This is a genomic window from Janthinobacterium sp. BJB401 (assembly GCF_013372745.1).
In the GTDB taxonomy this organism is placed as follows: domain Bacteria; phylum Pseudomonadota; class Gammaproteobacteria; order Burkholderiales; family Burkholderiaceae_D; genus Janthinobacterium; species Janthinobacterium rivuli.
Genome location: NZ_JABXFH010000084.1, coordinates 1 through 13,352, shown reverse-complemented (window position 1 = coordinate 13,352; position 13,352 = coordinate 1). Strand labels below are relative to the sequence as shown.

General features: G+C 64.8%; 14 protein-coding genes. 13 read left to right on the top strand and 1 reads right to left on the bottom strand.

The annotated features are described in order from the left end of the window. The 11 genes from HWE17_RS27720 to HWE17_RS27670 all read left to right on the top strand — a co-directional run. The coding region (locus HWE17_RS27720; RefSeq protein WP_176391010.1) for a PLP-dependent aminotransferase family protein at positions 1-777 on the top strand (777 nt) is incomplete at its 5' end. A 38-nt stretch (positions 778-815) separates the two neighbouring features. Further along, positions 816-1,379, top strand: a complete 564-nt coding sequence (locus HWE17_RS27715) for a DNA-3-methyladenine glycosylase I (RefSeq protein ID WP_099401448.1) — start codon at positions 816-818, stop codon at positions 1,377-1,379. After that, positions 1,379-3,010: an FAD-dependent 5-carboxymethylaminomethyl-2-thiouridine(34) oxidoreductase MnmC gene (mnmC, locus tag HWE17_RS27710; RefSeq protein ID WP_176391009.1), complete on the top strand. Its 1,632-nt coding sequence runs from the start codon at positions 1,379-1,381 to the stop codon at positions 3,008-3,010. The genes HWE17_RS27715 and mnmC overlap by 1 nt, the downstream gene beginning before the upstream one ends. Positions 3,011-3,127: 117 nt before the next feature. Next, positions 3,128-3,625 carry a rhodanese-like domain-containing protein gene (locus tag HWE17_RS27705; RefSeq protein ID WP_099401356.1) on the top strand — a complete coding sequence of 166 codons (498 nt, stop codon included), beginning with the start codon at positions 3,128-3,130 and terminating at the stop codon, positions 3,623-3,625. 19 nt (positions 3,626-3,644) lie between these two features. Next, positions 3,645-4,631, top strand: coding sequence for a serine O-acetyltransferase EpsC (gene epsC, locus HWE17_RS27700; RefSeq protein ID WP_176391008.1), 987 nt, complete (start codon positions 3,645-3,647; stop codon positions 4,629-4,631). Positions 4,632-4,638: 7 nt separating this feature from the next. Continuing rightward, positions 4,639-4,863 carry a helix-turn-helix domain-containing protein gene (locus HWE17_RS27695; RefSeq protein ID WP_051959649.1) on the top strand — a complete coding sequence of 75 codons (225 nt, stop codon included), beginning with the start codon at positions 4,639-4,641 and terminating at the stop codon, positions 4,861-4,863. 117 nt (positions 4,864-4,980) lie between these two features. Beyond that, on the top strand, positions 4,981-5,910 hold the full coding sequence (locus tag HWE17_RS27690; protein WP_034784363.1) for a family 2A encapsulin nanocompartment shell protein: 930 nt from the start codon (positions 4,981-4,983) through the stop codon (positions 5,908-5,910). Beyond that, the gene (locus tag HWE17_RS27685) at positions 5,885-7,669 is read left to right on the top strand and encodes a family 2A encapsulin nanocompartment cargo protein cysteine desulfurase (RefSeq protein ID WP_176391006.1); all 1,785 of its coding nucleotides are present in this window, start codon (positions 5,885-5,887) and stop codon (positions 7,667-7,669) included. The genes HWE17_RS27690 and HWE17_RS27685 overlap by 26 nt, the downstream gene beginning before the upstream one ends. Before the next feature lie 157 nt (positions 7,670-7,826). Next, on the top strand, positions 7,827-8,546 hold the full coding sequence (locus HWE17_RS27680; RefSeq protein WP_176391005.1) for a HAMP domain-containing sensor histidine kinase: 720 nt from the start codon (positions 7,827-7,829) through the stop codon (positions 8,544-8,546). A gap of 11 nt (positions 8,547-8,557) precedes the next feature. Then, entirely contained in the window at positions 8,558-10,288 is a 1,731-nt protein-coding gene (locus HWE17_RS27675) for a tetratricopeptide repeat-containing response regulator (RefSeq protein WP_176391004.1), read from the top strand. Continuing rightward, positions 10,272-10,568 (top strand): hypothetical protein, encoded by a 297-nt coding sequence (locus tag HWE17_RS27670; RefSeq protein ID WP_225242919.1) that lies wholly within the window; start codon positions 10,272-10,274, stop codon positions 10,566-10,568. The genes HWE17_RS27675 and HWE17_RS27670 overlap by 17 nt, the downstream gene beginning before the upstream one ends. Positions 10,569-10,589: 21 nt before the next feature. On the opposite strand, the gene HWE17_RS27665 is transcribed toward HWE17_RS27670, so the two are convergent. After that, positions 10,590-11,312: a PhaM family polyhydroxyalkanoate granule multifunctional regulatory protein gene (locus HWE17_RS27665; protein ID WP_176391003.1), complete on the bottom strand. Its 723-nt coding sequence runs from the start codon at positions 11,310-11,312 to the stop codon at positions 10,590-10,592. A 149-nt stretch (positions 11,313-11,461) separates the two neighbouring features. Here HWE17_RS27665 and HWE17_RS27660 point away from each other — a divergent pair, with 149 nt between their 5' ends. Further along, positions 11,462-12,580 (top strand): DUF3108 domain-containing protein, encoded by a 1,119-nt coding sequence (locus HWE17_RS27660; RefSeq protein WP_255206418.1) that lies wholly within the window; start codon positions 11,462-11,464, stop codon positions 12,578-12,580. Next, positions 12,581-13,345: a DUF3108 domain-containing protein gene (locus HWE17_RS27655; RefSeq protein WP_176391002.1), complete on the top strand. Its 765-nt coding sequence runs from the start codon at positions 12,581-12,583 to the stop codon at positions 13,343-13,345. It abuts the gene before it with no gap. Positions 13,346-13,352: the final 7 nt, after the last annotated feature.

Genomic DNA, 13,352 nt, shown 5'->3' with positions numbered 1-13,352 from the left:
GCGCGTGTCTTTCCCGTCCCCGTCGATGCGCAGGGACTGGACGTGGCGTATGGCGTGGCGCATTGTCCGCAGGCGAAGCTGGCGTACGTGACGCCGTCGCACCAGATGCCGCTGGGCGTGAGCATGAGTTTACCGCGCCGCCTGGCCCTGCTGGCCTGGGCCGCACACAATAAAGCGTGGCTGGTGGAAGACGATTACGACAGCGAATACCGCTACACGGGCGCGCCATTGGCCTCGCTGCAAAGCCTGGACCGGGCCGGCTGCGTGGTCTACGTGGGCACCTTGTCGAAGGTGCTGTTTCCCGGCCTGCGCCTGGGCTATATGGTGGCGCCGCCCGCGCTGGCCGACGCGCTGGTGCAGGCCAAGGCCGTGATGGACCGGCACACGGCCATCGTGCCGCAGATGGCGCTGGCGGACTTCATCGCCGAGGGCCACTTTGGCCGGCATATCCGCCGCACGCGCGACAGCAATGCCGAACGGCGCGACCTGCTGGTGCGTGGCCTTGCGCGCGAACTCGATGATCAACTGCTGTGCGGCCCGGCCGACAGCGGCCTGGAACTGTGCGCGTACTTTCGCGCCGGCCACGATGAAGAAACGGTATCGCGCGCGGGCTTGGCACGCGGTATCGAATTGCGTCCGCTGGGCCACTATGCCGACCCTGCAGCGGGGCCCGAGTGCGCCACGCCGTCCGGGCTGCTGCTGGGCTTTGCGGCGATTCCCCCGGACGAGATGGCGCACGGCTTGCAGGAACTGGGACGCATCCTGCGCGGCCGATAAACTATACTGGCACTTGCCTGCACATGAAGAACACGACCATGAATATTACCCGCTGCTCCTGGGCCAACCCGGCCAATCCCCGCTACCTCGACTATCACGACACGGAGTGGGGCGTGCCTTGCCACGACGAGCGCCGGCTGTTCGAGATGCTGAACCTGGAAGGCGCGCAGGCTGGCCTGAGCTGGGAAACCATCCTCAACAAGCGCGACACCTACCGCGCCGCCTTCGACAACTGGGACGCGGAAAAGATCGCCGCGTATGGTCCGGACAAGGTGGCGCAGCTGCTGGCCGACCCCGGCATCGTGCGCAACCGCCTGAAGGTAGCGGCCGCCATCACGAACGCGCAAGCCTATTTGCGCCTGCGCGCGCAAGGGCAGACCCTGGACAGCTTTCTGTGGGCGTATGTGGATGGTCAGCCCATCGTCAACAGCTGGCAGCCGGGCGCATTCCCCGCCAAGACGGCCCTGTCGGACCAACTGTCGAAAGACTTGCTCAAGCTGGGCTTCAAGTTCGTCGGCTCGACCATCATCTACGCCTACATGCAGGGCATCGGCATGGTCAACGACCATGCGCCCGCCTGCTTTTGCCGCGCGGGGCATTGATGCGCCGCGCGCTGGTCCTGCTCGACACGGATTTTGACGGTGCCCGCTTGCGCGCCGCCTGCGCGGCGCATGGCGGCCGCCGTCTGCACTACATCGCGCTGGCGCCGCGTCCCGTCGACGCGCGCCACTTGCCCGAGCAGTGGCGCGCACAGTGGCCGCCTTGCGTGCCGGGCCTGCACCGCATGGTCTCGTACGATGGCCTCGTCACGCTCGACGTGCTGATCGGCGAACCCGATGCCTGCCTGGCGCAATTGTCGGCGCGCGTCGATGAAGTGCATCTGGCCTGGGTGCCGGCAGCCACGCCGGTGCTGGCGCGCCTGATGGTCGATGGCGCGCGCCTGCAGGCCGTGCACCTGGACGAGGCGCAGCGCACGGCGCTGCAAAAGAACGGTTTTGTTTTTGACGAGAGCCGTTTGCGCGCCGTGTTTTATGCGCGCTCCGGAGAATCCGTGGCTGCCGTCGTACCCGAGCGGCGCGCCATCGTCATCGGCGCTGGCGTGGCCGGCGCGGCCGCCTGCGAACGGCTGGCCGCGCGCGGCTGGAAGGTGACCTTGATCGAGCGCCACGCGCAGCCGGCCAGCGAAGCGTCGGGCAACCTGGCGGGCATCTTCATGCCGTTGCTGTCGAAGGACGACAACATCGCCACGCGCCTGACGCGCGCCGCCTATCTGTACTCGCTGCGCCGCTGGAAAGACCTGGGCGGCATCGGCGCGGCCATCGAGGGTGCGCAAAGCGGCGTGCTGCACCTGGCGCGCGACGGCGCGCATGCGCAGGTGCAGCGGCAGATCGCCGCCAGTGGCTTGTATCCGCGTGAATTCGCCCGCTGGCTGGAAGCGCCCGAGGCGACCGCCATGCTGGGCGCGCCGGCGCCCGATGGCGCCTGGTGGTTCGAGCAGGGCGGCTGGGCGCGCCCGTCCTCCGTCTGCGCGGCCATGCTGGACGCCTGCGGCGCCTTGCTGACGCGGCGCTTTTCCAGCAGCGCCTTGCGCCTGGAGCGCGGCGACCAGGAATGGCTGGTGCGCGATGCGGACGGCGCCCTGATCGCGGCCGCGCCCAACGTCATCCTGGCGGCGGGCACGGGGGCCATCGATTTTGAGCAGGCGGCCGGCCTGCCGCTCGACGCCGTGCGTGGCCAGGTCACGCACCTGGCCGAAGGCAGCTTGCCGTCGTTGCCGTTCGTCGTCTGCCGCGAGGCCTACATGACGCCGGCGCACCAGGGCGTCGTCTGCGTGGGCGCCAGCTACGATGCGGACGCTGACACCAGCTTGCGCCCATCGAGCCAGGAAGACAATATCGCAAAGATCGCCGACATCCTTGATGTGGCTCCGTTCGACGCGCCGCTGGCGGGCCGCACGGGCTTTCGCTGCATGGCACCGGACCGCCTGCCGCTGGCGGGGGCCTTGCCCGACCCGCGCATACCGGGCCGCTGCGAGCGCCTGCGCGACGTACCGCGCTGGCCCGGCCTCTTTGGCTTGCTCGGTTACGCCTCGCGCGGCCTGATCTGGGCGCCGCTGGCGGCCGAGCTGCTGGCGTGCCAGCTGGAGGGGGAACCGCTGCCACTGGAGAGTCAATTGGCCGCTGCGCTTGATCCTGCGCGCTTCCTGCTGCGCGAACGCCGCCGCGCTGCATAAATCTCCCATATACGTTTTTCAGCTTTCCAAACTCTTTTTAATTTGTTTTCCGAACAACATAAGTTCGCTACAGTGGACTCGTGCTGGTTTTTGACGACGGAATAAAGAGGTGGAAAGATGGCTGCTGCAGAACTGATTTTCGATCCCCGCGCCGCCCACGGCGAGGCGGCTTTTGACGAAGTGCTCAATCTCGCGCGTACCCAGGCGCAGGTGCAGGGCTTGCCGTATGCGGGCATCGTCAGCGCGCAGGATGCGTGGCAGCTGGTACAGGCCGGCAAAGCCGTGCTGGTCGACGTGCGCACGCATGAAGAGCGCACCTTCGTCGGCTACGTGCCTGCCTCGCTGCACGTGGCGTGGGCGACCGGCACGTCCATGAACCGCAATCCCCGCTTTACGCGCGAACTGGAAGCGAAGGTGGGCGGCAAGGATGCCGTCGTGGTGCTGCTGTGCCGCAGCGGCAAGCGCTCGGCCGCGGCTGCCGAAGCGGCCGCCAAGGCCGGTTTCACGCACGTCTTCAATATCGCGCAAGGCTTCGAGGGCGACCTCGACGAGCAGCAGCAGCGTGGCCACAGCGGTGGCTGGCGCTGGCATGCGCTGCCCTGGCTGCAAGATTAAACCTCTTCCCGGGACCACCATGAACCAGCAAGCCCTTCCCCCGGCCCCTCTTGCCGCCCAGCCGCAATGGGAACTGCACCAGATCGTCGATGAATTGCGCGCCGTGCGCGAGCAGTGGCGCGAAGGACTGGCCAGCAACCAGGAGTGCGGCGCGCGCGAATTCCCGTCGCGCCAGCATTTGCACGACATCATCAAAGCCCTGTGCGCGGCCCTGTTCCCGATGCGCCTCGGTCCCCTCGACCTGCAGCAGGAGAGCGAGGATTTCTTTGTCGGCCACACGCTCGACACGACCCTCTCGGGCTTGCACGAGCAGGTGCGGCGCGAACTCAGTTACCATGCGCGCCAGCACGGCTTGCAGCAGACGGTCTCCATCGAACAGCAGGCGCTGGCCATCGTGCAGCGCTTCGCCCGCGCGCTGCCGCGCATCCGCGCCCAGCTCGACACGGACGTGGCGGCCGCCTTCCATGGCGACCCGGCCGCGCACAGCGTCGATGAAGTGCTGCTGTGCTATCCGGGCATCCTGGCCATCATCCATTACCGCCTGGCGCACGCCTTGTATGCGCTCGGTGCGCCGCTGGTGGCGCGCATCATCGCCGAAGTGGCCCATTCGCAGACGGGCATCGACATCCACCCGGGCGCCATCATCGGCAGCAGCTTTTTCATCGACCATGGCACGGGCGTGGTGATCGGCGAGACGGCCATCATCGGCGAACGGGTGCGCATCTACCAAGCCGTTACCCTGGGCGCCAAGCGCTTTCCCGCCGGCTTTGATGGCGTGCTGAAAAAAGGACTGGCGCGCCATCCGATCGTGCAGGACGACGTGGTCATTTATGCGGGCGCGACGATCCTGGGACGGGTGACCATCGGCCAGGGCTCCGTCATCGGCGGCAATGTCTGGCTGACCCGCAGCGTGGCGCCCGGCAGCCATGTCACGCAAGCGCATAACCAGCAGGAAGCACCGGATTTGCCGGCGCCATCCCAACCCGCTTTTGCCCACCACCCATGAGGACAGCATGTTGATCAAACAGTTTGGACTGGCCGTGCGCCAGTTGCGCGAAGGGCGTGGCTGGTCGCAGGAGCGCCTGGCCGAAGCGGCCGACTTGAACCGTTCATTTATCGGCGAAATCGAACGGGGCGCCGCCACGCCGTCGCTGCTGACGGTGGAAAAGCTGGCCATCGCGTTGGGCGTCGGCCTGGCGGGATTGATGGCGCGCTGCGAGCCGGAGTTGGTGGATTAAAGCGGGTGGATTAAGCGCCACGATGATGGCGATAGCATGTTGAGTAAATGAGAGGGGCGTCCGATACTTTATTCGTTTTTCAGATAAGCATATTCACTTTTCTCATCAGGAGTAGTCATGGCAGAAGCAACAGAGAACCAGTTCGCGCTGGGCGATAACGCCGCGCGCCAGCTGGCCAATGCAAGCAAGAGCGTCCCCCAGTTATCCACGATCACGCCGCGCTGGCTCGTGCATCTGCTGCAATGGCTGCCCGTGGAAGCGGGTATCTACCGCCTCAATCGCGTAAAAAATCCGAAGGACGTGCGCGTCGCCTGCTCGCAGCGCGACGAGTCGGAACTGCCGCAAACCTTCGTCGACTACGATGACCAGCCGCGCGAGTATTTCCTCAATGCCGTCAGCACGGTGCTCGACGTGCACACGCGCGTGTCGGACCTGTACAGCAGCCCGCACGACCAGATCAAGGAGCAGCTGCGCCTGACCATCGAGACGATCAAGGAGCGCCAGGAAAGCGAACTGATCAATAATCCCGACTACGGCCTGCTGGCCAGCGTGCATGACGACCAGCGCATCTTCACTCTGACGGGCGCGCCCACGCCGGACGACCTTGACGAACTGCTGACGAAAGTGTGGAAGGAACCGGGCTTTTTCCTCGCGCACCCGCTGGCCATTGCCGCTTTTGGCCGCGAATGCACGCGCCGCGGCGTGCCGCCGCCGACCGTCAGCCTGTTCGGTTCCCAGTTCCTCACGTGGCGCGGCGTGCCGCTGGTGCCGTCCGACAAACTGCCGATCGAAGACGGCAAGACGAAGATCATCTTGCTGCGCGCGGGCGAACAGCGGCAAGGCGTGATCGGCCTGTTCCAGCCTGGCCTGGCGGGCGAGCAAAGCCCGGGCCTGTCCGTGCGTTTCATGGGCATCAACCGCCACGCGATTTCGTCCTATCTGATTTCGCTGTATTGCTCGCTGGCCGTGCTGACCGACGATGCGCTGGCCGTACTGGAAGACGTGGAGATCGGTAAATACCATGACTACCCAGACACCTACAAGTGATGGCGCGGCGGGCTTGCCTGCCGTCCCGTTTCTGCCCGATGAAGCGACCCTGAACCGCCTGGCCGGTGAATTCTTTGCCCGTTTGCCGGGCTTGGACAAGTCGCCCAGCCTCGGCGGTTCCGGCAGCGTGCTCGATGCGGCGCCCCGCTATGCGAACCGTCCGCCGCCGCAGCCCGGCCCTTCGTTTGCCGCCATCGCCCCCGGCGTGGCAACGGCGCAGGTGCCGCCCGTGACGGCGCCGCTGGAAGCACGGATTGCGCCGTCGCCCGCATCGATCCCCACGCCGCGTCTGTCTGCCATCGATGCGCCGTCGCCGTATTACTTTGTCGGCGGCGCGCATGGCTATCCCGCATCAAGCCACAAGCTCGATGGACTGGCGCAGCAGGGGCTGGGGCAGGCCGCGCCCGACGATCTGCGGGGGCTGTTTGCCACGCCGCAGCGCTCGCCCGCGCGCCAGCTGCCAGTCTCGCCGGCCAGTGGCCAGCCCGCGTTCTATTTCCAGACCGAGCTGCCTGCGCGTCAGCAAGGACAAACGCCGGCGCCATTCGACGTGCATGCCGTGCGGCGCGATTTTCCCGTGCTGGCCGAAAGGGTCAACGGCAAGCCGCTGGCCTGGTTCGACAATGCGGCCACCACGCACAAGCCGCAGTCGGTGATCGACCGCGTGTCGTATTTTTATGCGCACGAGAACTCGAACATCCACCGCGCGGCGCACGCATTGGCGGCGCGCGCCAGCGATGCGTACGAAGCGGCACGCGCCAAGGTGGCGCAGTTCCTCGGTGCGGCGTCGCCCAATGAAATCATCTTCGTGCGTGGCGCCACCGAAGGCATCAACCTGATTGCCAATACGTTTGGCCGCAAGTACATCGGCAGCGGCGACGAGATCATCGTCTCGCAGCTGGAACACCACGCCAACATCGTGCCATGGCAGCAGCTGGCGGCGGAAAAGGGCGCGACCCTGCGCGTGATTCCCGTCGATGACAGCGGGCAGATCATCCTTGACGAATTCCGCAAGCTGCTCAACGGACGCACCAAGCTCGTGTCCGTGACGCAGGTGTCGAATGCATTGGGCACCGTGACGCCCGTGGCGCAGATCATCGCGCTGGCGCATGCGGCCGGCGTGCGCGTGCTGGTCGATGGCGCGCAAGCCGTGTCGCATTTGCGCGTGGACGTGCAGGCGCTGGGCGCGGATTTTTACGTGTTTTCGGGGCATAAAGTGTTCGGCCCGACGGGCATCGGCGCCGTGTATGGCAAGGCGGACTTGCTCGAGCAATTGCCGCCTTGGCAGGGCGGCGGCAACATGATCGCCGACGTCACGTTCGAGCGCACCGTTTACCAGGGCGTGCCGAACCGTTTCGAGGCGGGCACGGGGAATATCGCCGATGCCGTGGGCTTGGGCGCGGCCATCGACTACGTGCAGCGCATCGGCCTGGAAAACATCGCCGCCTACGAGCACGCGCTGCTGGAATACGCGACGCACCACTTGCAGGCGATTCCCGGCGTGCGCCTGATCGGCACGGCGATTGAAAAGGCGAGCGTGGCCTCGTTCGTGCTGGCCGGTTACGAGCCGGCGGAAGTGGGGCGCGCCCTGAACGACGAGGGCATCGCCGTGCGCTCGGGCCACCATTGCGCCCAGCCGATTTTGCGCCGTTTTGGCGTGGAAGCGACCGTGCGGCCATCGTTCGCCTTCTACAACACGTATGAGGAAATCGACCGCATGATCGTCGTCGTGAAACGCCTCGCGGGCGCGCGCCGCTGAACTTGCCTGCTTGTCAAGCTGATGCCGCCCCTGCCCAAGCGGGGGCGGCATTGTTGCGTCATGTCAGGGACTTTGCGCGCGGCTGGCAGGCGCCCGCAGGCTGGCGGTATAATTTATCCTTGGCAATAATCAAGCTGCGGCCCCAAGGAGATATCCGGTGGAAGATCAACACAGCTCGCCCGAGCTTTTCCTGTTCCTGGCGTCGACCGTGCACGACATGAAAAATTCGATCAGCGTGGTCAGCGGCACGCTGGAATCCTTGCTGGCGGCCGAGCAGGCGAAAGCCGCGCCGCAGGCCGACCCAGCCTACCTGCAGATGGCGCAGATGCTGTACCAGACCAAGCGCCTCAACGATAACCTGATCCAGCTGCTGGCCCTGTACAAGGAAGTGGGCAAGCCCGGCTACCCGTTTGACGTGCAGCCGCAACTGGTGAGCCAGGTGGTCGACCAGGTGGTGGATCAGGAAAAGATCCTGCTGGCCTCGAAAGGCATCCAGCTGGAGACGGCTTGTGCGCCCGAGTTGATCTGGACCCTCGATGAAGACCTGGTCATCGGCGTGCTCGCACATGCCATCAACAACGCCATCCGCTACACGAAAGACACGATCCGCCTGTCCGTGCGGGAGCACGACGGCATGCTCGAGCTGCGCGTGGAAGACAATGGCGACGGCTATACGCAGGCCTTGCTCGACGCGGGCAGCGCGGCCATGGATGGCATGACGGCGGGCGTGAATTTTTCCACCAACAGCACGGGACTGGGCCTGTATTTTTCCAGCGAAGTGGCAAAGATGCACAAGCACCGGGGCAGCAGCGGCAGCATCGCGCTGGAAAATGGCGGCGCTCTGGGCGGCGGCTGCTTCATCCTGCGCCTGCCCTGAACGAGGAACCCATGACGACAGACAGCCACGCCACCGCCGCCGAAGCGGGCAGCACCGACTGGGCCGACAAACATTATCTGCTGGTCGATGATTTCATCGGCATCCGCATCCTGCTGCGCGAATCCTTGCGCAATCTGGGCGCGCGCCATATCGACCAGGCGGCCAGCGGCGGCGAAGCCATGAAGCTGCTGGCCAAGACGCGCTACGACGTGGTGCTGTGCGATTACAACCTGGGCGAAGGCAAGAACGGCCAGCAAGTGCTGGAAGAGACGCGCGTGCGCAACCTGACGGCGCCATCGAGCGTGTGGCTGATGGTGTCGGCCGAGAAAAGCGTGGAATCCGTGATGGGCGCGGCCGAGCACCAGCCCGACGCCTACCTGATCAAGCCGATCACGGAAGGCGTGCTGCTGACGCGCCTGAATCGCGTGTGGCACAAGAAGCAGGTATTCCGTGAAATTGACCAGGCTTGCATGGAAAAGGATTATTTGCGCGCGGCGAAATTGTGCGACGCGCAGATCGAGCTCAACAAGCTGCACGAGCTGGAATTGCTGCGCATGAAGGCCAGTTTGCTGCTGAAAAGCGGCGAACCTGAAAAGGCCCGCGCCGTATACGAAAAAGTGCTGGCCGAGCGTGATTACAGCTGGGCCAAGGCGGGCCTGGGCAAGATCCGCATGAATAACGGCGAGCACGAGGCGGCGCGGCAGATCTTCCAGGGCGTGATCGTCGAGAACAAGTATTACATCGATGCCTACGACCAGATGGCCGTCGCCTACCAGTTGATGGGCCAGCACGAAGAGGCCTGCGGCGTGCTGGAAAAGGCGGCGCGCCTGTCGCCCAATTCCGTGCCGCGCCAGCGCAACCTGGGACTGGCGGCCCTGAAAGTGGGCAATGTCAGCATGGCGGAAAAGGCTTTTCGCAAGTGTATTTCCATCGGCGAGTTTTCCGTCATGAAAACGCCGGACGCCTACCTGGGACTGGCGCGCGTGTGCGGCCTGAAGAAGGATGCCAAGGAGGCGCTGCAGTGGCTGCTGCTGGCGCAGCGCGAATTCTCGCCCGAGCAGATCGGGCTGCGCGCGAAGATCACGGAAGGCATGGTGCACCACGAAACGGGCGATTACCGGCGCGCGCGCAAGTGCGGCGACGAGCTCGAAGCCATGCTGGCCGAAGACCCGGCGCGCCCCGAAAAGGTCATCTGCATGGAGTTGGCCACCTTGCTGTTCGCCGTCGGCGTCAAGGATGCGCCGGCCGGCCTGCTGTGCTATGTGGTGAAGAACAACCACGACAACCAGGTGGTGCAGGACGAGGTGCAAAAGATTTTCGACAAGGCGAAGATGGGCGACGAGGGCACCAGCCTGATCATCGCTGCGCGCAAGGAAGCGTCGGACTTGATGAACAAGGGCGTGCTGCTGTGGAAGACGGACAAGCTCAACGAGGCGGTCGCCTGGATGCGCACGGCGCGCGAAAAGCTGCCGAACAACTTGCGCATCCTGTTCAATTCCGCGCAAATCATCGTGTCGTGCCTGGAGCAGCGCGGGTTTCAGGCCGACCTGGCGGCCGAGGCCATGGAAGTGTTGTTATATGTAGACAAAATTGCACCAGGGCAGCAGCGCTTCGCGCAATTGATGGAGCAACTGGTGCAGCTGACGCCGCCGACCGGGCCGGAAGAAGCCGTCGCAGCGCCGGAAAAAACGCCGCCGGCGCCGGAAAAAGGCGGAAAAGCCGTGCGTGAGCGTGCCGGATGATAAACTAGGGGCCAGCGTGGGTTCGCCCGTGCTTGAGTTGCTTTACAACAATAAGGAAGAAACTATGCGTGATGTGGTCAATGAAGTGTACAAAAAAATGAAAGTCGGCAGTATTGCCTGGGTACGCCCGGTCGCCGCCAAGGGAGACACGCTGGAAACATTCCAGTCTTCGTACGAGCACGCCAAGGCGCTGGCCGACGAAGGCCTGATCACGATCGGTGACGTAAAACGCCAGGCCGACAACATGATCGAGGCGATCCGCATTCATCGTATCGCCTGATCATATTGCCGGCTTGCAGCATCAGGCTTTGCCTGGCGCTTTCGCCTTGGGTGCCGCGCGCTTTGCCGGCGCCTTGCGCAGCGGGGCCTTGGCCTTGGCTGCCGTGCCTGCCTCGGCAGGTTTGGCCGGCTTGCTGGCCGCTGGCTTGGCTTTGCTCACGCTGCCAAAGCTGGCCGCTGCCGCGCTGGCGGCGTCAGGCGACATCGCCGTCGAGACGGCTTGCTTGAACTGATCTTGTAACAAATTCCACCAAGCACTTGGATTGGCCAACTGGGCTGCCGCCTGGCTGCCGGCATCGCCGGGCGCAGCCGCAGCCGGTTCCGGTACGGGCGCAGGTGCTGGCGCAGGAGCCGGTTTCGGTTCAGGCGCCGCAGGTGCGGCTTGCTGGAAAAACGCGGAAGCGTAGGGCACGGATTCAAACACGGTTTTTTCGCTGGCGCCCGGTTGCGTGATGGCCGCCGCCAGTGACGCGCCCATCGATTTCAGGGTGGCGATGGTGCCGCGCTGCACTTCCAGCGCCTGGATACTGCCGCGCAGCATGCTGGTGTTGAGGTTCAGCCACGCTTCGACGGCTTTCAGGTCGTTGATTTTCTTGTCCAGCTCTTCCACCGACATGGTGGGCGCCGTGATGCCAGGCACGCCCATGCCGGGCACGCTCATGCTGCCCCACAGGTTTTTGACGAAGTCGAGCGTATCGGTCACAACTGCTGCGCCCGGCATTTGGGGCATTTGCGGGTTTGCCATGCGAAATCTCCTGGTAGATGGATAGGCTTAGCGTAGCAGATATCGGCTTGCAACTGACGCAATGCCGCCAACATTTTCTTACATAAAACATTAAGAGTTGAGCACGGGCAAGAAGCGGGAAGCGGGGCGGAAGCGTTACACTACGGCCTATGATGCCTGACTCCTTCTTTTCGCCACCGCGCCGCCGCACCGTCGTCTTTGTCGCGGTCATCGGCGCACTGCATTACGTGGCGTTGGAATGGCTCACCTCGCGTGCCAGCATGGTGCCGCTGGGACAGAATCATGCGCAGGTGGTCAGCATGGCCTTGATCGCCGAGCCGCCCAAACCGCTGCCGGTGGTGCCGCCACCGCCGCCTGAATTGCGGCCCGTACCCAAGCCCAGGCCGCCGCCACCGCCGCCCCCGACGGAGCTGGCGTCGAGCGAAACGCCCCAGTTGACGGCGCCCGCCAGCGACGTGCCGGAAGGCCCGGCCACGAGCGAACCGGCCGCCGTGGCCGCCCCGGCCATCACGGCGCCGGCGCCCGCCGTGGCCGCCGCACCCGTGCCAGCCAGCGCGCCGCCGCCACCGCCCGTCGAGCAGGCACGCCGCTACAAGACGAATGCGCCCGCCTCGGCCCAGTTCGACCTGCATGTGGACCGGCGCGATGCGGACGGCACCAAATGGCAGGGCGTGGCCGCGATGGCGTGGGACAATCGGGGTGACACGTATCAGCTGAAGCTGGAAGTGGGCTTGAGCATGCTGATCACGCGCATCAACCTGCTGGTGCTGACCAGCGAAGGCGTGATCGATGGCAGCGGCATCGTGCCCGTCACGGCCACGGAAAAACGCAAGGGCCGCGCGCAAACGGCCACGCATTTCAACCGCGACGCCAAGGCCATCACGTTTTCGGCCACGACGGCCACGGTGCCATGGCAAGAGGGGGCGCAAGACAAGGCCACCGTGCCGTTCCAGCTGGCCGCCATCGGCCGTGCCGACGTCAACCAGCTGGTGGGCAATATCGACATACTCGTCGGCGAGGAAAAGGAGGCGACCGTATTCCGCTTCCACCTGGTGGGCGAGGAAGAACTGGAAACCAGGATGGGCCGGCTGGTGACGTGGCATTTGCGCCGGCCGCCGAAGCCCGGCACATATTCGTCGCAGCTCGATATCTGGCTGGCGCCGTCCATGCAATGGTATCCGGTACAAATACGCAATACCGAAGCGAACGGGGCGCTGACCACGCAAACCGTGACCCAAATTCGCGTCAATGACGCTACAGGAAAATAAATGACTACTTTGATAACTTTGAAACGCGTTCTGCTCGCCAGCCTGCTGGCCGCCACCCTGAGTCCCGCCATGGCGGCGGACGAGCCCGTCGATCACCCCGTCATCAAGCGCCCGTACAAGCTGGCGCCGTCGGCTGACCTCGTGTATTCGATCAAGGCGAAACAGCGCGGCATTGCGCTGTCGGGCGAATCCGTCAGCAACTGGCGCGCCGGCGATGGCAAGTACTCGCTGCTGGCCGAAACCAAGGCGGCCCTGTTCGGCAAAATACTCGAGCAGCGCAGCGAAGGCACGGTCGACGATTACGGCCTGGCGCCGGCGCAGTTCGTGGAAAAGCGCTTCCGCAAGGAAGCGGCCACGACCACCTTCAAGCGCGACAGCAAGACGATCGTCTTCAGCGAAGGCGACGACAGCTATCCTCTGAAAGGCGGCGAGCAGGACCGCAACAGCACCGTCTGGCAACTGGTCAGCGTGGCGCGCGCCACCCCCGAGAAATTCACGCCCGGTTCGGAATGGAGCTTCTTCGTTGCCGGCCGCCACGACGCCGAACCGTGGACCTTCAAGGTCGTCAAGCAGGAGACCGTCGCCACCGGCCAGGGTCTGGTGGAGGCCGTGCACCTGATCAAGGCGCCGCCGCCGGACAAGAAGGGCCAGCAAGTGGACCTGTGGCTGGCGCCGTCGCTGGAATGGTATCCCGTGAAGGTGACGTTCGCCGATGAAGACGGCGATTACGTCGAGCAAACCTTGCAAAAGATCGTCAAGAAGTAAGTGCTCG